A 16,910-nucleotide genomic window follows, 5' to 3' on the forward strand; every position below is an offset into this window, starting at 1 on the left:
ATTTTTGTGTACTCATTGTTGCCGAAATCTCTGCACTCGTGATTGCCAAAAACTCTGCACTTTGGGTTGCCGACTACAATAGTATGTATTACCAGCCTGTATGGCATAGAGTGCTTTTATTAAGTTGACAAATTCATGATGTTTTGAGACAAAGCCTTCAATTTTCGATGCCTTGATTTTTCGCAGCTTGTAATACTCTGCTTCAGTCGTATTAATAATGACCCTTACTGCCGGGTGGTTTGCTTTTATCCACTGCGCAGTTTCCAAGCCATCCATTTCCGGCATATTCCAATCAACAATTACTATATCCGGGAGTTGAGCTGGATTTATGGCGTTAATGAAATCCCTTCCGTTCACCGCCTCACCTATAATGTCAAATCCTTTAGATGCAAGAATTTCGATAATAAACTCCCTGTACATCTTATGGTCATCCACCACAAAAAGCTTAATGGCCTGCTGTGACATATTCAATAAATTAAGTGTGAGAGGATGAGGCGTTGAGGCGAGTGCTCATTTAGAGAAAAGAAAATGGCGCAGGTCTCAACTTATTGTCCTGGAGGCCGGGCAGGCCCTACGAACGTATAAGAGAGAACCCACGCCAAAGGCATGGGCTCATCACTTATCATCCCGTTCGTATGAAATTTGCCCTTTTCCAGGACGGGAATCAAAGCGAAAGCTTCCAAATATTGTATGGAGTTCGCAAAGATATAGTATAATAGAACAAAAGCCTCCCTGTTAAAGGGAGGCGCACTAATCAAAATCATTAACCATTAAACCTTATCCTATGATGCACAATATAGGGATTTTTAAAACAAAACGTCCTATTTTCGGGACTTTCTTTTAAGGACTTCTATTTTAGGATGTCAAGTAAGGGGTTTTTATAAAAGGATTTATTCAATTATTTAGCCCCATGAGAACCAAGAAACCGATTGATAAAAAGCAAGTTGCACCGGAATTGTCAGCAGCGGAGGTGGAGAAGATACTGAAGAAGATTGGCAAGGCAATAAAAGCCAAGCGGAAACAGCAAAGCAGCCTTGACAACTTTGCTTATGAGGTCAACATTTCCCGGAGCGCTCTGGCCCGGTATGAGGCTGGAGGAGACATGCTATTGAGTAGTTTTATCAAGGTATTATATGGGCTGAAGATAAATCCCGATGATTTTCTCAAGGAGATCAAGTAACTTGAATGAATGTGATATAAGGGCTATACAAGCCCTTTTTTTTATGTGTGGATTTGCCAGTAACAAAGTAAGAACTATTTAACAACGTTGAATAATGACCAAAGCAGAGGCTATTTTGATGGATAAGGCACTCTTGAGGTGTCCCCGAAACACGCCCTTCGGTTTTCAGGGGCCAATGTACAACATATTGATAGGCGAACATGACCAGCACCCGGAAGATGTGTATAATGAAATGGTTCAGCTTTCGCTGTATCAATCGGCCAAAATCAGAAAACTCCTATTGATTGGGATTATTTAATATGTGTTAATTATGCGATCCCGACCGACCAACTAACGGAAACTGGTAAAAAAGCCCAGGATTTAGGTGGTCATGAGGCATACTTGCAATGGAAGGCGAAAGAAGAGGCATCCAAAAGGATTGAGGATTTCCCAAAAAAGAAATGGTATTGGTATGAGCCTGCCCGGATCGTTGCTACGGTGGTAATAACCGCTATTCTGGCCGTCCCTATTGCCTATTTAAAGGGAGTGAATGATGGTAAAGAACAGGCTCCGGCAGGCTCAAAGGCAGCTTTACCGATAATGCCAGTAGATGCCTCAAAAAGGCAGATAGCGCCACAAATGGCAAAGAAACTGCCTCTAAAGTCGTTCCAGGTTTGAAGGATTCAGGCGCTTTAAAGTAACTTCAATAGAAAGGTTGCATCTTTAACTTTTAGGTGTACCCGGTTTTTGTTGGCCGATTTTGGCATCCTTAACATTTTGTCGTCCCCTTCTTTAACTTTTTAATTTACCGCTCATATATAGACGAAAATAAATTGTCTAAAATACATTTCCTGGTGCATGAGCTGTATAACCTTAGCAACCTTGAGTTAAAGGAAAGTATCGCTGGTCATGAAGGTATTGCCAGGATAGCATTACCCATCCTCTTCCAACGGGACCCGGTAATGGCTGTCCATACTTTATTGGATAAGGCACAGGGGTACCGGAAAATTACCACCCTGGTCAAACTGCGGGGGGCAACTTGAGAAAAACACGGGAAGTGAGCAAAAAGATCATTGAAACCAATGATAAACGTTACCTGGCTCCAGCTTTGTCTTTTTGGAAAGAATACCCCGGCAAGCAGTCGGAATCAATCATTCTGCAAAAAGTGCATGGGTACGACACGGATTTAAAACGTATTTGTTTAGAGGTGCTTTCTAACCAGGCCACCAACCGGTCCATTCCCTTTCTCTTGTCCTGTTTGGGAGTAAAAGAGCATGAAGATGATGTATTGCGGGCGTTGGTCAAATTTAAAATGTCAACGATCATTGTGTTGATCCGTGATGACAATAACAAAGCCGTATGCGACAAGCTCATCCCCATATTGGCGTATAGGAAATCCCAGAAATACGCGTCTGTTCTAATGGAACAACTCCGGCGGGATGTGCCTGCTATTAAAAAAGCATCCATCCTGGCTCTGGGGCGATTGAATACACGCCAGGCGGTACCTGCTTTACTGGAGTTGTTTAAACAAGCTGATATTATTTACCTGGATGAATTGATCAGGGCATTAGCTGATTTTAAGGAAGCAAGCATTGTCCCCCGTCTGCCAGAAATGTTTATGCAATACCCTGCACTACGGATTACGATCCTTAAGGCACTCATGAGGATGGGCGCAAAGAAAGAGATCATGGAACTTTATGAAGCCATGATTGGCACCGGGTTTGACCGGGCCGATACAACGGATAAACTGCAATACAATTTTGCGGCTTATTTTGCGGTCAAGGGCGAAGCTGATATAGCCGTTGAGCTGATCTTTCACCACCTGACCTCCTGGTATGATAACTATGCCAAAGAAACGAGGATACCCGGCGCTTTGCAGATCCAACCGGCTACTTTGTTTATGGACCTGCTGATGGCCAATACATCGCCTAAAGATGATACCAGCTATGAATTTGAGCGAAAAACCAAGAAAGTCAGAGAAGGCTTCTTGAAAAATGACATACTGGATGAGCCCACCAGGAATTCCATTTTTCATGTAGCGGATATTCCTGAAGCAAGCAGGCTGATAGTGGATACCATCTATCTATATGATATACCCCTGGCCAAAGAATTGACGCTGGAGGTCTTCAGCAATAAAAACAAAGAAATTGCTGATATCATTAATGATAAACTTAACCGTACGGGTGATGTGCACCAGCAAATGTTGCTCATTGGGTTGATTGGCGCCTTTAAAACGCACTATGGCTTTATAGTACAGCCATTTTTACGGCACCACGAGGATGAATTGACAGCCATCACCATCCAGGTGCTGGGGCATTTGAATTTTGAACCGGCACTCGACAAATTTATTACCCACCTCCGTTCCGCTAATAAGGAGCTGGCACAAATTGCGTTGAATGCTATTAACAACCTATGTGCATCGGAGGGTAAGAAAGTAGATCAATTACTACTGCTCATTTATGACATAGAATACCTGCAAATATTATTGACCCTCCCTATGTATGCAAACGTACTCAAACAGCTTAGGTTTGAGGAATTGATGAGCCTGGCGGAACATGAAAATGCCCGTTTCCGTTACCTGGCCACCCTCTATCTCAGTATCCTGGGGCATGGAAAGGCCTTCAGCCGGTTAAATATGCTATTGGAAGATAGCTCGCCGGTAGATAATGTTGTTAGTTGGTATAATCATAAAACAGTGGGTGAAGGGGCGCTGTTTGCATTGGATACCATTGGCACGCCCTCTGCCAAAACCCTGGCCGACAATTGGCGTCAGCGGAAGGCTGATATTTGAAATGCCAGTAATGGATAAGTACTGAAACTAACTTGCTGTGATCACCAAAGCGCCCAATGGTATGATTGCCGATGTGTACCAATGCATCGGCCAAAAGATAATGGCCACAGCTATTCTGAGCAATACGATGGAGCGGGCAAGGGTTAAATAAGGCATCGGCTGAATATTTAGAAGGCTATTGATAATAAGCGCTTCCCTCAAAATTATCCTTCCGGTACGGGCTACTGAAAACTACTTGTGCCAACTGTCCTGTTTTGCACAGGCGCTTATAGTAACTGGCCCAAGGCCTGGCCGCCATTTGTTGACAGATTGTTGTTGTTTGCCTTTATTTGGATGTTATCAACTTGTTTTTGTGTACAGTGCCCATTTTTTTCGACTTTTGGCGCTATGAACAAGCCTTTCCGGCATATCCTTTTCTGGACCTTGTATTGGTGGCTGCTGGCCTACCTGGAATACATGTGGCTAAAGGATTATGTGCAGGACTGGTCCGAAACCAAGTACATCACCCGGGCTTTTGCCGGTGCATTCTTTACATCCTGCCTCACCTGATCTTTGCTTATTACCTGGTGTATATTGCCCTGGTTCAAATGGTACAAAAAAGATACAGTCACCTGGTCAATGCCCTGTTTATCCTCCTATCCTATCTGGCCGCCATTTGTGCCGTCATTGTATTGGCCCGTCAAATTGTATTGCCACACTTGTATGAAAATATTGTAGTGCCCCGGGGGGTATTTGTAGAGCCCAGGAAATTCCTGAGCATCATGATCGAAGCTGCCTTCCCAGCTGCCCTGCTCATGACTACCCGGTTTGTAACCTACCAGCAGGAAACGAAGGAAAGAGAAAAGACGCTTTTAAAAGAAAAACTCACCACCGAGTTGCAACTGCTAAAGAACCAGATCAACCCGCATTTCCTGTTCAATACGCTGAACAATATCTATGCACTCACCCGCAAAAAAGCGATCAGGCGCCGGATGTGGTACTGAAATTGTCGGAGTTGCTCAGTTTTATGTTGTACGAGAGTGGCAGCCATACGATTTCGATTGACCGGGAGGTAGGTTTTTGGAAGACTATATCGCCATTCAGCAAATACGGTATACGGATAAACTGTCGCTGGTGTTTACCAAGAACATCGATGACCCCCAGCAACCCATTGCGCCCTTGCTGTTATTGCCTCTGGTTGAAAATGCTTTTAAGCATGGCGCCGGTGAGAACCATTTTGATTCCTATATTCACCTGGACATGGTGGTGCAAAAGGGGCGGCTTTCTTTTGTGGTGGAAAATAGTTTTGAAGGGCCTGGCAATAATGGCGCTACACATGCGATCGGGTTGTCCAATACCAGCCGCCAGTTGGAATTGTTATATGGGGAGCAATCTTTACAAACAAGCAAGGAAAACCAGGTGTTTAAGGCAATGGTTCTTGTAAATTTGAATACGTATGGAAAAGTATAATTGCCTGATCATAGAAGATGAACCCCTGGCGGCCGAAGTACTGCAGGACTATATCGGGCAGATCCCTTTTCTTTCGCTAAAGGGTGTTTGCAGCGATGGCTTGTATGCCCTGGAACTGCTGAAGGGTGGCGATCTAGAAGTGATATTCCTGGATATTCATCTACCCAAATTGAAAGGGCTCGACTTTATACGAACGCTGAAATCCCCTCCGCAGATCATCATTACCACCGCCTACCGGGAATATGCGCTCGACGGGTATGAATTGAATGTAGTAGATTACCTGTTAAAGCCCATCAGCTTTAACCGTTTTATCGGGGCCGTTAATAAGATACGGGATAAACGAAAAGAGATAGCACCCTCCCCTTCTTTTGCCGGTAGCCTGCCCGAAAGAAAGAGCTTTTGATCAATATCAACAAGAAGAAGATCCGGATCTTCACGGAAGAAGTGCTGTACATTGAAAGCAAAAAAGAATACATCAATATTGTTACGGTAGCGGGCCAATACCTTACCAAGTACCAACTGGCCGATATAGAAGCCGAACTGGATAAACAGGAATTTATGCGCACCCACCGCTCCTTCCTGGTATCGAGAAATAAAATAAAAGCCTTTACGGCCACCGATGTGGAGGTCAACGGCCTCAAGATCCCCATTGGCCGAAGTTATAAAGAACTGGTGCTGGCCATCTTAGACCAGGACAATGCTCATTAACTCCCCTGTTACCTAAGCATGATTCAATGTCGTTTAAGTAAACGTCTGTCAGGTTGTACCTGTCGACTTTTTACTTTGTGGAAGGCCGCCCTTTTTCTTCCGGTCGGCTCACCCTGATCTATTGCTATCTTTCAACATATACCCCTTTCCATGCACATTGACGATACTGATGGTTGGGTCATGCGCCAGGTGTTTGCGCAGGCGGGAAACAATGACATCCATACTTCTCCGGTTGAAATAGTCATTGCTGCCCCATATTTTTCTCAGGGCCATGTCCCGGCTCACCAGGCCATTGGGTGAATTCAATAAGAGACGAAGCAAGGCTGCTTCCTTTTCGGTGAGATGGTACTCCCGCCATGGATGACCAGTTGCCGGGTCGTAAAATGAAACAGGCTATTGCCAAATGGCATGGGTTGATGGATGGCAGGTTCCTGGGCCTGCGTATTCCTTTTCACCACCGCTTTGATCCTGGCTACCAATTCTTCTTCATCAACCGGTTTGGTAATGTAATCATCGCAGCCCAGGTGAAAGCCCTTGAGCTTATCAATTTTTAACCCCTTGGCTGTTAAAAAATGAAAGGGGTGGTAATGCCTGCTTCATGGATCTGTTTGGCAATGGCAAAGCCATCTATATCGGGCAACATGATATCCAATAAGCAAAGGTCATAGAGTACAGCTTGTAATTTCTCCAGCCCGGTTTTACCATTCAGGGCCCGGGTAACCCTAAACCCTTTCATCTGCAAGTATTCCGACAGGATATACCCCAGGTTGTCCTCATCTTCCACCAGCAGGATATGAATGTTGTTGGCCATTATTGACAGTAGGTAGTTGAATAATGAATTCGCTGCCTTTGTTGGGAGCGCTTTTAACCAGTATACGGCCATCATGCGCGATCACCACCGATTGTACATAACTAAGCCCAATACCATATCCTTTCACCTGGTGCAAATTGCCGGTGGACGCCCGGTAAAATCGTTCAAAGATCAGTGCCTGGGTATCCTCATCCATACCGAGGCCATTGTCCTTAATGGAGCATACAATATAATGCTGCTGATTGGTGGTGGAGAGGATGATCTGTGGATGGACTGTGGTATACTTAAAGGCATTGTCCAGCAAGTTGTTCAGCATATTACTGATCTGGAGTTGATTGGCGTAGATATAAGGAGTAGCTGCTTCCAGTTGTAGTATTACCTCTCCTTGCTGCTGCCAGGCAACTGGTTGAAAGGTTTCGACGCTTTGCCTGATCAGTTCATGCAAGTCAAGTGTGGTTTTCTCAAACACTACTTGCTTTTGTTGCAGAGTGGCGGTTTCCAAAACTGTTTCTACCAGGTTTTTAAGCCGGTCAGTTTCCTGCCGGATGCTTTGCAGGAAGCTATTGTTCTTTTCCGTGGCGCCATTCCCCGCTTGCTCACCCATCATACGGGAAGCAATAGAGATGGTAAAGATGGGTGTTTTCAGTTCATGTGTCATGTTGTTGATGAAATCGTTTTTAAGTCGGCCAGTTTGCGCTGGCGCCGGATGGTGGCCGCCAGGTGCATGAAACAGCCGATAAGCAATAACAGGGATAATACCGACAGGGCCAGCAAGGGCAATAGCTGGCCAAAGATGTATTTCGTTTTGTCCGGAAAAGCAAAGGATACATACAAAGAGCCGCTTTTATCCATGCACAGCCCAATGATCTTGTAATGCGTACTGTCGAGCAGACTGGCCGATGTACTGTCGCTGATCCAGGAAAGGTTCTGGCGCGATTTGCCAATGCCAAAGACATAATGTGGGGGATATTGTTGTTGACAAAAAAGTATCCAGCGAATGGTGCAGTACGGCGCCAGTCTGGGGAAGACGTGTACTATCGGTCCACACGGCCCGCATATTCCTGGTAAGGGTTGAATCTTCTTGAATAAAATTGCCATATACCCGTAGGGCCAGGCGCACTTTTTCATCAAAGTCTTTTTCTTTCAACTGCCAGGTATAGCGCAACCAAAAGCCTTGTATAACCAGCAATAGCAGCAGCGCCGACAGGAGCAGGTAATTGACAAGGCGACTATAACGGTCAGCGCGAAGCATCTTTTAAGTTAAACTAAAAACAGCAATTATGCCTTTTTCAACAAGCTGTTAACATATTTAACTCCCTGTTCACCTTCCGGTTTTTGATATAACGCTTTCTACTTGCAGACTTTATTAATTTGAGGTATAAAATATTGTAGTCATGAAAAAGCTCCTGTTACTAAGCCTTTTTGCGCTTTCTGTACCTGCTTGCTGGCCCAATGTGTAAAGCCCACGCCCATGACCAGCCAGCAGGTACAATCTATTGTGGGCAACTGGAAAATGAAATATACCTACCTCAACAATGCCTATGAAACCGGGATCAGCATCCTTGCCCAAAAGAATAATGAGGTCAGTTGTACAATTGGTAAGGCGCCCATTGCCGGGAAAGAAACGGCTGCTGAATACTTCTTTTGTCCGGGTGGGGAATTTCACCTGAAAAATATGTGGGAGAAACGGCGTATGTATTCCAGGGTGTTCCCGAGAACGGGCAAATTAAAGGGATGTTGTCTGTCTATGACAAAGACAATAAGCGCACCCTCGGCGGTTATTTTACGATGGATAAGGTGGATTGATAGCACTTTTTTTAAGCGAAGCCCTGCCAACTGCTGGCAGGGCTTTGCTTTTTGAGCTAATCGTTTATTGCTTCAGGAATTTCAGCTTTTTAGTGGTGCCGTCCTTGCTAAAACCAGCATAAGAAATCCTTTATTTACCGGCTCAAGGCATCTGTTTGAAATGCAGGTCCAGCGATATGGGTACAAAATCGGAAATGGCGTTGTTTTTGATATTGCTGATGAAATTGGCCGATTGATAGGTGATACCCCACTTGGTCCGGTTAATGAGGAAGGCGGCTTTGGCCTGGATATGATCTCCTGGTTCAGCAGGGTAGCCGGAAAGGTTATTTCATTGATCTTGTCTTTCATCTTGAGCTGGCCGGTAATGGTAAAACTGCTGTCATTGGCACCGGGATCTGCCTTCACCAGGGTAAAATAAGCTTTGGGATATTTAGGTACATCAAAGAAATCCGGATCTTTTAAATGCTGCACCAGTCCATCTTCCGGTCCTTTATTGACCGGGTCGGTACTAAGGATGGAATTCATATCAAGCACAAAATAGCCGCCTGCCAGTTTGCCGTTGGCATCAATCGCCAGGTTTCCCGATTCGGCTTTCAGGGTACCGGCATGGCCGGAACCTACCACAGGGTTTCCTTTCCAATACAAAATGCTTTCCCTGGGCTGCAATTCATAGCCTACTGCTGCAGCAACAGGCGCCGGAGTTGCCGGAGTGCCGGTGATCTCTACAGTCGGTACGGTTGCTTTTGCTGCCTCCCGGCAGCTAATAATATGACAAGCGCCGGGCAGGAGAAGGATCCATAATAGTGTTTGCTTACGCATAATGGGTGAAATTTTAGGTGAACAACAAGCGCATGGCCCGTTCCTGCAAACCTAGGCCCGGCCTGCCCGGCAGTGGTAAAACACCTGTAAATTCTATGTAAACGACTGTAAAATCTATGCAAATGACACGACTCCCTGCATGAATACGCTATTTTTACGTATGCGTTTGAAGACTTTGTTGGTAGTGGCCCTGGCCCTGGTGCTCATTGTTTCCTGGACGGTTACACGTGATAAGGATGCGCTCCCCCGTATGGTCAGTCAAAGGAGCTGATCATGATCCGCAATATTGGTCACCAGGTCCTGCTGCATCATGGCGATTCCTCCTCCCGGGTGCTGCCGGTACAGCAAACAGGCAGTCATGAATACAAACTGACCTTTGAAAGTCCTTTTACTTTTATACCCGATTCACTGGTACAGGTTATTGACCGGGTGGTGAAACAGCACCAGCTCCCTCCTACTTACCTGGTAGAGGTCGTTGCCAGCGCCAGCAATGAAGTGATCTTTGGTTATTCCATCAATCAGGATACCGCCAAGAATATAGTGCCCTGTGTGGGGAGAGCCCAGGCGAAAGGGTGTTATGCCATTAAAATGCAATTTCCAGCTACAGCTGCAGCTGAGGCTTCTTCTTCCTGGTACCTGATGGGCGGCTGCCTGGCCGCCATTAGCTTATCCCTTCTGGGCCGGCTATTGTATTACCGGCGCCGTAAAGAAAGCAGCACCGTGCTGGCAAGCCCTGTTCAGGAAGTCCATGATACCCCGCTTCCGGCCAATGCCATCTCTATTGGTCGTTACCTGTTTTATACCGATAAGCAATTGTTGGAATTGGATCAAGAATCCATTCCCCTCACCGCCAAGGAATCTAAACTGCTGCAAATATTTGCGGCCAGCCCCAATGAAGTGATCGACCGAAGCAGGCTATTAAAAGAGGTGTGGGAAGATGAAGGGGTGATCGTTGGGCGCAGCCTGGATATGTTTGTTTCCAGGTTGAGGAAGAAATTACAAAAAGATCCGGGTATCAGCCTTATCAATGTACATGGTAAAGGATATAAATTGGCGGTAGAAGTCTAAAAAAAAGCCCTTCCCGGTTTAATCGGGAAGGGGTGTTGTAAGGATAGAATAAGGCTCAAGGCTAATGGAAACTGTATTTATCAAGGGGGCGCCAACGGCGCCTTTATCTTAAAGCCTAATATGGATCAGCCTGTAACAGTTGGAACATGATCATGCCGGTAAATATTCATTTTACCTGGATAATCCCGCACTGTTTTATCGAGTACAAAGCCGGCCTCCTGCAACAGGTAATTCGATCGTTTGTCCGACACAGAGGCTTTACAAAATACCCGGCTAATACCCGGAAAGGAAAAAAACTATACAAGCAACTATTGAGGGCATTGGCAAAATAACTCATGGGCTCATCAAAATGTGGTGAAAATAAAAAGTGAATGCAATAGTCTCCTGTCCGGATATCTTCTTTCAGACTGATCTCATCCTGATCGGCGCGTACAATATCAATTTGAAGAATGGCCGTGCCATTTACTTCGGCTACTAACGACTGACAATAATCAGCGGTCAGTAGATCGTGATAGGCTTCCAGCAATTGTTGCACTGGTGAAAAAGGGTTTTGACCAGGAATGCTGCAATATTCATGTATCCAGTTATAGATGACCGGCAGGTCTAAAGGGATGCAAAATGGCCTTAATGAAAATACACGGTGGTCGCCCGGTAATAACCCATAAAAGAAAGGGGTATAACGGACTGCCGGATCAAGAGGACTGCACAATTGTTTTTCAATAAATGGACGCATAACAATAAGGTTCAGATCAGGGTAAAGGGATTGCTCAACCATGCGGCGCAAGCTGTCACGTGTAAGCATCAGGAATCTGGATTTACCCATATCAATAACATTGAACTGTGTAATAAACAGTATTCAAATACTATTAAGCAGGCATATGCCAGGATTGCTATCAGAGGGCCGGGCACTTGGTTGTAGAGTTGTTGCTAATTCGTCTGTCTACCATTACCGGTATTAAGGAGAGTCTCCAAATCTAATCTTATATACCTACCGTACAAAAACAATGTCTGTTGATTTTGTTGTTTTTTGCTGGTTTAGTCACTAATGTTTAAATGGCGCTAGAGGGAAACCCTTAGGAGGGAAATAAGAGCGTTTGTTCGTTCCTTTTATTTGAGATATGTCAATAACGCGGGCGTTAGTTGAGGAGGTTTTTGCTTGTATCTTCTGGTTGCTGTTGGGCAATAAGCGCTGCAATTTGCTCCCAGGTTTTGGTTTTGTTGCCGGCGAAATCAAGCAGCGCCTGTTTGAGTTGGGTTGATTCGGTCAGGTTTTCAAAAAAGGCCTTGTTTTCGCCTGAGGCGCTTACCCAATCGTCAAGCTCCAACCGTTCCCTATCCGACATGCCATCCTGCATGTATTTGAGGATAAGCTCGGCTTTTCTTTTAATGATATTGTTTTCCATGGCGGATAGCCTTATTATTTCCGGCAGTCGGTTACTGGAATAGGTCAACAAAAAGGGTGCTATTAAATAACGAAAAAATGAATAATTGTACTGTCTGGCTATTGGCTTACGATAATTTTATTGCCGTTAATTGCAAAATGTACCCGGCTCATCTGTTCCAGATATTGTAATAGTTGTGACAATGGGGTGTTTCTTTCTATGCTGCCGGTAAACTGATCGTGCACGGTATTTTCATATACTACTTCTACATCATACCAACGTTCTACCTGTTTCATAATCTCTGGAAGATTGGAGTCTTTAAACCTGAAAAGCCCATCTTTCCAGCCAATGACAGCCTCTGTATTTACATTGTTGCGTACAGTTATCTGGCCATTGTTTTCCAGGCGGCCCTGTTGTCCGGCCTTCAGTAGCAGCTCATTAGGCCCTTTGCGCAGCTTGATAGCACCTTCCAGTAAAGTGGCCTGTACATGGGGCTCATCGATATAGGCTTTTACATTGAAACGGGTGCCTGCCACCTGCAATTGGGCTATGCCGGAAACCGTGAACAGGCTTACTGTAAAAGGCAGGCTGGTGGCGTTTTTCTATCCTTTACCAGTCCGGTAGCAGCAGGAAGGGTAGCTGGTATGCTTGTTACTTCAAAATAAGCCTCTCCCCGCAACTCTACCCTCCGTTCCTGCTGGCCAAACACGACGGGATAACGGAGGCTGGAACCTGCATTGAGCCATACCCTGCTGCCATCGGGTAATATCACTTTATACTGGCCCTTGTAGGGTATCCGGATGGTATTGAAGTAAATGCTATCACCCGGATCGGTACTGAAATAGGATAACCAGCCATTCTCTTTATACACCTGAGTGCGTCCACTGGCTTCAGTTGCCAGGACGCCATTGACGGTATCCATCAGGATGATGACGGACCCATCTTCGAGGGTTAGTTTGGCCTGGTCTCCACCCGGTAATACTTCATTTTTGAACCGGGCAGGCAGGGAGGTGAATACAGTGCGGCTGGTGCTTATATGCCATATTAGCCAGGCGCCTGTAATAATAACGGCAGCCAGAACAGCAATTACCAGGGGGCGGCGCCAGCGAAACCACCAGTCCGGGTGTTGAGCCTGGTTAAGTACAATGGATGCCTGTATCTTGTCCAGGATCTTTTTTTCTTTTCTCATCGTACCGGTTCAGGGCGTTTCGCAAATGACCTGGATTGGTGAGCGATTCAAACAAGTGACGGTTTTCTTCCGATTCGGCCACCCATCTTTCCAGTTCCTGCTGCTCAGCTGCATTCAATGCGCCTTTGATGTACCCGGTAATGAGGTCGGCCTTCCGTTTTGCAATATTATCCATGGGAATAGGTTTTGTTTGATAGCAGTTACATTTAATGTTCATCCTTAGCTTTCAAACTGCTCTCCCGTTGGGGATCGGGAAATGAAGGAGAGAATCAGGTCAATAGAGCAAGGGAAGGATCTTTCTACTTACAACGAAAAAGCAGGCTGAGGATACCGCCGGAGGTAGTATTTTTTATTTAAGGTGATACCAGGAACCTGGAATTGTTTCGCATGGCATGCTGCGTTACAACCTATTTGAATTTTATCCGCCAAGTAAAGAAGACGGCAGGGAGCTAAAAAGATCCCGGCCTAAACGGGAAAGGCCGGGATATGAATGCCAGACTGATTAAGTCTGGAATGAATTATACTGCCAATACATAGAAAAATGCACCGTTACAGTATAGTAAAAAATGAGTGTCAATCGCCCAGGCGAATAAAATTGCATTCTATATAAGCAAGGGGATCCGGGATATAACGAATAAGGTGGTATGGTGAACTATCGTAATTTGCAAAAAACGAAAAAAAGAATACGCATTCCATGTATAAATTACACAGCAAGCTAGCTGCTGCTGAAAATATTAAAGTTGAACTTAATTGGTTGGTAGGCTCATGCCAGTTTTTGGCTTAACACGGTAAGGCGAAGAAATTTGAGGGCAATGGTTTTTTGATTTTGTACTGTTTGCACGCTTATATTCAACCGGGCGGCAATAGCCGCATTTTTCATACCCTCCAGGAAAGACAGTTTGAAAATGATCTTACGTTGGGGAGGCAGGTTCTCTATTTCCTCGTATATACGACTTAGTAATTCACCTTCCACCAATCCATTGACAAATTTGGTGGCAGCGGCCATGGGCGAACTATTGCGGGCAATCATGGATTCATCGTCCTCCATCAACAGTTGTATCAGTTGTTGGTGTTTGCCGGCTTTCCATTTTTGGTGGCGTAAAGCATCAATGCAGGCATTGCGTGTAGTGACGTGTAGAAAGGTTTTGATCTTATGGATATTGTCGAAGTTGGCGCGCAGCTTCCAGAGCTTCACAAAAGTTTCAGCAGTAATATCCCTTGCTTCCTGTGCATCGGGCACAAAATGCCGGGCATAATAATAGATGGCGGTATAGTGCAGGTTGTAAATCTCTGCAAAGGCACTTTCCACGCCTTGCCGGAATAAGTGAATTAATGCGTCTCCCGCTGTTTTCATGAACAGGTCATTACAAGTTACCAGTGAATAAAAAGAGTTGATCAGACCAACAGGGTGCTATTCATAAACCGAAACCAGGAAATTGGGAATCACTTTAAAAGGACGATGTAGTGAAGGTCCGGGTTATAAAAGCCTGACTGTAAACCATTGCATCAGGAAGAGGAAGCAATAACCCATGGTGTAAAAAACAGGATTCCGTACTAAAGATAATGAACTAACAGGAATCTGGCATGGGGCAGCCTATTTTTCCGCGCGGCCGCAGCCTGCCGGACCCTTAACCTGGTGCATCGGAAGTCTTTGCTTCCAACTCCTTTCGCTCTATTTGAACCAGTAAAAACCCGTTATGATTTACGTTTCAATCTTAACGAAAAGAAGTGTTGGGTCTAAAAGTAGTAAAAAACTCGGTTATACCTCGAATATTTGGGGATGTTCTCCTGTATTGCTGATATGGTGAATTGTTATACTATGCTCCAGTGACCTGCTGAGTCGATGGTATATTGCAGACCATTGCTCATCAAATAGACCTCCTTATTGGTTTTGGGATCTATCCGGTTACTCTTTTCATATACCCTGATGCCATTGTTTTCCCGGGTGAGATACAGGATCAATGCATTCATGGTGGGTGCAATCTCATGCAACCATTGTTCATCACTTTCCTTTACAAATGCCTGGCTCATGCAAGTAGCAGCACAAAAACAATGCCCAGTAGCCAGGGCTGTCACTCTGGCACTGGCCACCTTCGGGTGGGTCGCCCTATTGCCGTCAATTGGGTGGGTTTGTTTGCCCATGCAACAATATTAAGATTATTTTAACTGGGTCCCGGCCTGGTAGTCAAGCCCCTGCACCACTACCCTATTACTGCTTTGCTTTTCTTGGTAATAGGCTGATAGTCAAAATTGTACATGATAAAAGGGGCGGTAAAGGATTGATTTATTGCCGGTCCTACATGTATGAATTATCCTATTTTATGCGCGACTGCCGGACGGGAGGGGCCTGCTTCAATTTTTCTTTAAAATTTACGTTTACTATTGCAATAATAAAAGCCCCTGTTTATTCATGCAATACTGGTTTAAAACAATGACGGCAGCAGCGATCACCTGTTCCGCCCTGACCCCTGTTACTGCACAATACACGGACAGCACCGGCAAAGCAATCCTCGCCACCGATACTGTGTCCAGGCGGGTGAACTGGAATACCCCGGTGGCCAATAATGCCTTTCCGGTAAAATCTTTTATTATCCCGGCAGCCCTGATCTCTTATGGGCTTACCTCATTGGGTTATCATAGCTTAAAGGACATTAATGAAAATATCAGGCAAGAGGTAGCTATCGAACATCCTCACCATCGCCTTTCTATTGACAATTACCTGCAATATGCACCTGCCCTGGCGGTATATGGATTAAATGCAGCGGGTATTCACGGTAAACATAATTTCAAAGACAGGACCATACTGTATGGTATGTCAATGTTGATCTCCAATAGCGCTGTATTTTCCATCAAGAAATTCAGTGGCGAACAACGGCCTGATGAGTCGGATTTCTTTTCATTTCCCTCAGGCCATACGGCCAATGCTTTTGTGGCTGCCGAGTTTATGCGGCAGGAGTATAAAGACAAGAGTTCCTGGTATGGGGTGGCTGGCTATGCAATAGCCGTTACCACCGGGTACCTGCGCATGTACAACAACAAACACTGGTTTAGTGATGTGGTAGCCGGCGCCGGTGTAGGTATAGCTTCTACCCGGTTGGCCTACTGGCTATACCCCGTTTTACAAAGAGGGCTGTTCAAAAATAAGCGACCCAATACGGTGATCATGCCTACCTATCAGCAGGGAGCTGTTGGACTGGGATTTGTACATAAGTTTTAATTGGTGCATAAGCTACGAGCTGCCAGCTGCGAGCAACGAGCCCAATACAGTGATCGCAATACACACAAATGGCTCGCAGCTAGTTTTCCCACTCACAATATCTTCACTGGCTTTTTGGCTTCATCTACAGCCACCATGGTGAAGCTGCCGCTTACGGCCTTGGTCCGTTGCGGAGAATACATTTCTTCAACAAAAATATCCACGCGTACCTGTAGGCTGCTATTGCCTACATGGATCACTGTGCCACACAATTCTATAATGGTGCCGGCAGGAATGGGTTGTGAAAAATCGATCCGGTCCGACGATACAGTGACCATGCGCTTACGGGCAAAACGGGTAGCTGTGATAAAAGCTACTTCATCCATCAAAGCCATGGCTGTACCGCCAAACAGGGTATCGTAGTGATTGGTGGTATTGGGAAATACGGCTTTGAATATCCTGGTTTCGGATTGTGCTATTCTTTGTTCAAGATCCATGCAACGAATGTTTGATTAAAGATACGGTAATCGGC

The 16,910-nt window shown here is 45.3% G+C and carries 29 protein-coding genes; 14 read left to right on the forward strand and 15 right to left on the reverse strand.

Annotated features, from left to right (window positions below; genetic code table 11):
- Positions 1-12: 12 nt before the first annotated feature.
- Positions 13-465, reverse strand: coding sequence for a response regulator (locus tag RS881_RS29880; RefSeq protein WP_315814080.1), 453 nt, complete (start codon positions 463-465; stop codon positions 13-15).
- A gap of 445 nt (positions 466-910) precedes the next feature.
- On the opposite strand from RS881_RS29880, the gene RS881_RS29885 reads away from it, so the two are divergent.
- From RS881_RS29885 to RS881_RS29925, 9 genes are all read left to right on the forward strand, one after another.
- Positions 911-1,180 (forward strand): hypothetical protein, encoded by a 270-nt coding sequence (locus RS881_RS29885; protein WP_315814081.1) that lies wholly within the window; start codon positions 911-913, stop codon positions 1,178-1,180.
- 381 nt (positions 1,181-1,561) lie between these two features.
- Entirely contained in the window at positions 1,562-1,837 is a 276-nt protein-coding gene (locus tag RS881_RS29890) for a hypothetical protein (RefSeq protein ID WP_315814082.1), read from the forward strand.
- Positions 1,838-1,992: 155 nt separating this feature from the next.
- Complete coding sequence (locus tag RS881_RS29895; RefSeq protein WP_315814083.1) at positions 1,993-2,202, forward strand: hypothetical protein; 210 nt, start codon at positions 1,993-1,995, stop codon at positions 2,200-2,202.
- Positions 2,199-3,950: a HEAT repeat domain-containing protein gene (locus tag RS881_RS29900; RefSeq protein ID WP_315814084.1), complete on the forward strand. Its 1,752-nt coding sequence runs from the start codon at positions 2,199-2,201 to the stop codon at positions 3,948-3,950. Before RS881_RS29895 ends, RS881_RS29900 begins: the two co-directional genes overlap by 4 nt.
- A 387-nt stretch (positions 3,951-4,337) precedes the next feature.
- A complete protein-coding gene (locus RS881_RS29905; protein WP_315814085.1) occupies positions 4,338-4,499 on the forward strand; it encodes a hypothetical protein in 162 nt (53 codons plus the stop codon).
- Between the two features lie 38 nt (positions 4,500-4,537).
- Positions 4,538-4,933, forward strand: a complete 396-nt coding sequence (locus tag RS881_RS29910; protein ID WP_315814086.1) for a histidine kinase — start codon at positions 4,538-4,540, stop codon at positions 4,931-4,933.
- Positions 4,934-5,009: 76 nt separating this feature from the next.
- Positions 5,010-5,399, forward strand: coding sequence for a LytS family sensor histidine kinase (locus tag RS881_RS29915; RefSeq protein ID WP_315814087.1), 390 nt, complete (start codon positions 5,010-5,012; stop codon positions 5,397-5,399).
- A complete protein-coding gene (locus RS881_RS29920) occupies positions 5,386-5,802 on the forward strand; it encodes a LytR/AlgR family response regulator transcription factor (protein WP_315814088.1) in 417 nt (138 codons plus the stop codon). The genes RS881_RS29915 and RS881_RS29920 overlap by 14 nt, the downstream gene beginning before the upstream one ends.
- On the forward strand, positions 5,799-6,107 hold the full coding sequence (locus tag RS881_RS29925; RefSeq protein WP_315814089.1) for a LytR/AlgR family response regulator transcription factor: 309 nt from the start codon (positions 5,799-5,801) through the stop codon (positions 6,105-6,107). Before RS881_RS29920 ends, RS881_RS29925 begins: the two co-directional genes overlap by 4 nt.
- Positions 6,108-6,215: 108 nt before the next feature.
- Here RS881_RS29925 and RS881_RS29930 read toward each other — a convergent pair whose 3' ends face one another.
- Complete coding sequence (locus RS881_RS29930) at positions 6,216-6,428, reverse strand: winged helix-turn-helix domain-containing protein (protein ID WP_315814090.1); 213 nt, start codon at positions 6,426-6,428, stop codon at positions 6,216-6,218.
- Positions 6,429-6,463: 35 nt separating this feature from the next.
- Here RS881_RS29930 and RS881_RS29935 point away from each other — a divergent pair, with 35 nt between their 5' ends.
- On the forward strand, positions 6,464-6,661 hold the full coding sequence (locus RS881_RS29935; protein ID WP_315814091.1) for a hypothetical protein: 198 nt from the start codon (positions 6,464-6,466) through the stop codon (positions 6,659-6,661).
- A gap of 11 nt (positions 6,662-6,672) precedes the next feature.
- On the opposite strand, the gene RS881_RS29940 is transcribed toward RS881_RS29935, so the two are convergent.
- From RS881_RS29940 to RS881_RS29955, 4 genes are read right to left on the reverse strand one after another with little or no spacing between them, the layout of a single operon-like run.
- Entirely contained in the window at positions 6,673-6,918 is a 246-nt protein-coding gene (locus RS881_RS29940; RefSeq protein ID WP_315814092.1) for a response regulator, read from the reverse strand.
- Positions 6,881-7,576 carry a sensor histidine kinase gene (locus RS881_RS29945; protein WP_315814093.1) on the reverse strand — a complete coding sequence of 232 codons (696 nt, stop codon included), beginning with the start codon at positions 7,574-7,576 and terminating at the stop codon, positions 6,881-6,883. The genes RS881_RS29940 and RS881_RS29945 overlap by 38 nt, the downstream gene beginning before the upstream one ends.
- Positions 7,573-7,752, reverse strand: coding sequence for a hypothetical protein (locus RS881_RS29950; protein ID WP_315814094.1), 180 nt, complete (start codon positions 7,750-7,752; stop codon positions 7,573-7,575). Before RS881_RS29950 ends, RS881_RS29945 begins: the two co-directional genes overlap by 4 nt.
- Before the next feature lie 10 nt (positions 7,753-7,762).
- On the reverse strand, positions 7,763-8,170 hold the full coding sequence (locus RS881_RS29955; protein WP_315814095.1) for a hypothetical protein: 408 nt from the start codon (positions 8,168-8,170) through the stop codon (positions 7,763-7,765).
- A gap of 219 nt (positions 8,171-8,389) precedes the next feature.
- Between RS881_RS29955 and RS881_RS29960 the strand changes: the two genes are divergently transcribed.
- On the forward strand, positions 8,390-8,779 hold the full coding sequence (locus tag RS881_RS29960; RefSeq protein WP_315814096.1) for a hypothetical protein: 390 nt from the start codon (positions 8,390-8,392) through the stop codon (positions 8,777-8,779).
- A 26-nt stretch (positions 8,780-8,805) separates the two neighbouring features.
- Here RS881_RS29960 and RS881_RS29965 read toward each other — a convergent pair whose 3' ends face one another.
- A complete protein-coding gene (locus tag RS881_RS29965) occupies positions 8,806-9,543 on the reverse strand; it encodes a YceI family protein (protein WP_315814097.1) in 738 nt (245 codons plus the stop codon).
- A gap of 139 nt (positions 9,544-9,682) precedes the next feature.
- Here RS881_RS29965 and RS881_RS29970 point away from each other — a divergent pair, with 139 nt between their 5' ends.
- Positions 9,683-9,814, forward strand: a complete 132-nt coding sequence (locus RS881_RS29970; protein ID WP_315814098.1) for a hypothetical protein — start codon at positions 9,683-9,685, stop codon at positions 9,812-9,814.
- Between the two features lie 2 nt (positions 9,815-9,816).
- The gene (locus RS881_RS29975) at positions 9,817-10,611 is read left to right on the forward strand and encodes a winged helix-turn-helix domain-containing protein (protein WP_315814099.1); all 795 of its coding nucleotides are present in this window, start codon (positions 9,817-9,819) and stop codon (positions 10,609-10,611) included.
- A gap of 166 nt (positions 10,612-10,777) precedes the next feature.
- On the opposite strand, the gene RS881_RS29980 is transcribed toward RS881_RS29975, so the two are convergent.
- The 7 genes from RS881_RS29980 to RS881_RS30010 all read right to left on the reverse strand — a co-directional run bounded on the left by RS881_RS29980 (position 10,778) and on the right by RS881_RS30010 (position 15,324).
- Positions 10,778-11,434 (reverse strand): GNAT family N-acetyltransferase, encoded by a 657-nt coding sequence (locus RS881_RS29980; RefSeq protein ID WP_315814100.1) that lies wholly within the window; start codon positions 11,432-11,434, stop codon positions 10,778-10,780.
- A gap of 313 nt (positions 11,435-11,747) precedes the next feature.
- On the reverse strand, positions 11,748-12,014 hold the full coding sequence (locus RS881_RS29985; protein ID WP_315814101.1) for a hypothetical protein: 267 nt from the start codon (positions 12,012-12,014) through the stop codon (positions 11,748-11,750).
- Positions 12,015-12,112: 98 nt separating this feature from the next.
- On the reverse strand, positions 12,113-12,529 hold the full coding sequence (locus RS881_RS29990) for a FecR family protein (protein ID WP_315814102.1): 417 nt from the start codon (positions 12,527-12,529) through the stop codon (positions 12,113-12,115).
- Between the two features lie 35 nt (positions 12,530-12,564).
- Complete coding sequence (locus RS881_RS29995; protein ID WP_315814103.1) at positions 12,565-13,182, reverse strand: FecR domain-containing protein; 618 nt, start codon at positions 13,180-13,182, stop codon at positions 12,565-12,567.
- Positions 13,130-13,357: an anti-sigma factor gene (locus RS881_RS30000; protein ID WP_315814104.1), complete on the reverse strand. Its 228-nt coding sequence runs from the start codon at positions 13,355-13,357 to the stop codon at positions 13,130-13,132. Before RS881_RS30000 ends, RS881_RS29995 begins: the two co-directional genes overlap by 53 nt.
- Before the next feature lie 588 nt (positions 13,358-13,945).
- Entirely contained in the window at positions 13,946-14,536 is a 591-nt protein-coding gene (locus RS881_RS30005) for an RNA polymerase sigma-70 factor (RefSeq protein WP_315814105.1), read from the reverse strand.
- 458 nt (positions 14,537-14,994) lie between these two features.
- Positions 14,995-15,324: a hypothetical protein gene (locus RS881_RS30010; protein ID WP_315814106.1), complete on the reverse strand. Its 330-nt coding sequence runs from the start codon at positions 15,322-15,324 to the stop codon at positions 14,995-14,997.
- A 268-nt stretch (positions 15,325-15,592) separates the two neighbouring features.
- On the opposite strand from RS881_RS30010, the gene RS881_RS30015 reads away from it, so the two are divergent.
- Positions 15,593-16,399: a phosphatase PAP2 family protein gene (locus RS881_RS30015; RefSeq protein WP_315814107.1), complete on the forward strand. Its 807-nt coding sequence runs from the start codon at positions 15,593-15,595 to the stop codon at positions 16,397-16,399.
- A 92-nt stretch (positions 16,400-16,491) separates the two neighbouring features.
- Here RS881_RS30015 and RS881_RS30020 read toward each other — a convergent pair whose 3' ends face one another.
- Positions 16,492-16,875 carry an acyl-CoA thioesterase gene (locus RS881_RS30020; RefSeq protein ID WP_315814108.1) on the reverse strand — a complete coding sequence of 128 codons (384 nt, stop codon included), beginning with the start codon at positions 16,873-16,875 and terminating at the stop codon, positions 16,492-16,494.
- Between the last annotated feature and the right edge of the window lie 35 nt (positions 16,876-16,910).

It is taken from the genome of Paraflavitalea speifideaquila, from assembly GCF_032395985.1.
Classification (GTDB): domain Bacteria; phylum Bacteroidota; class Bacteroidia; order Chitinophagales; family Chitinophagaceae; genus Paraflavitalea; species Paraflavitalea speifideaquila.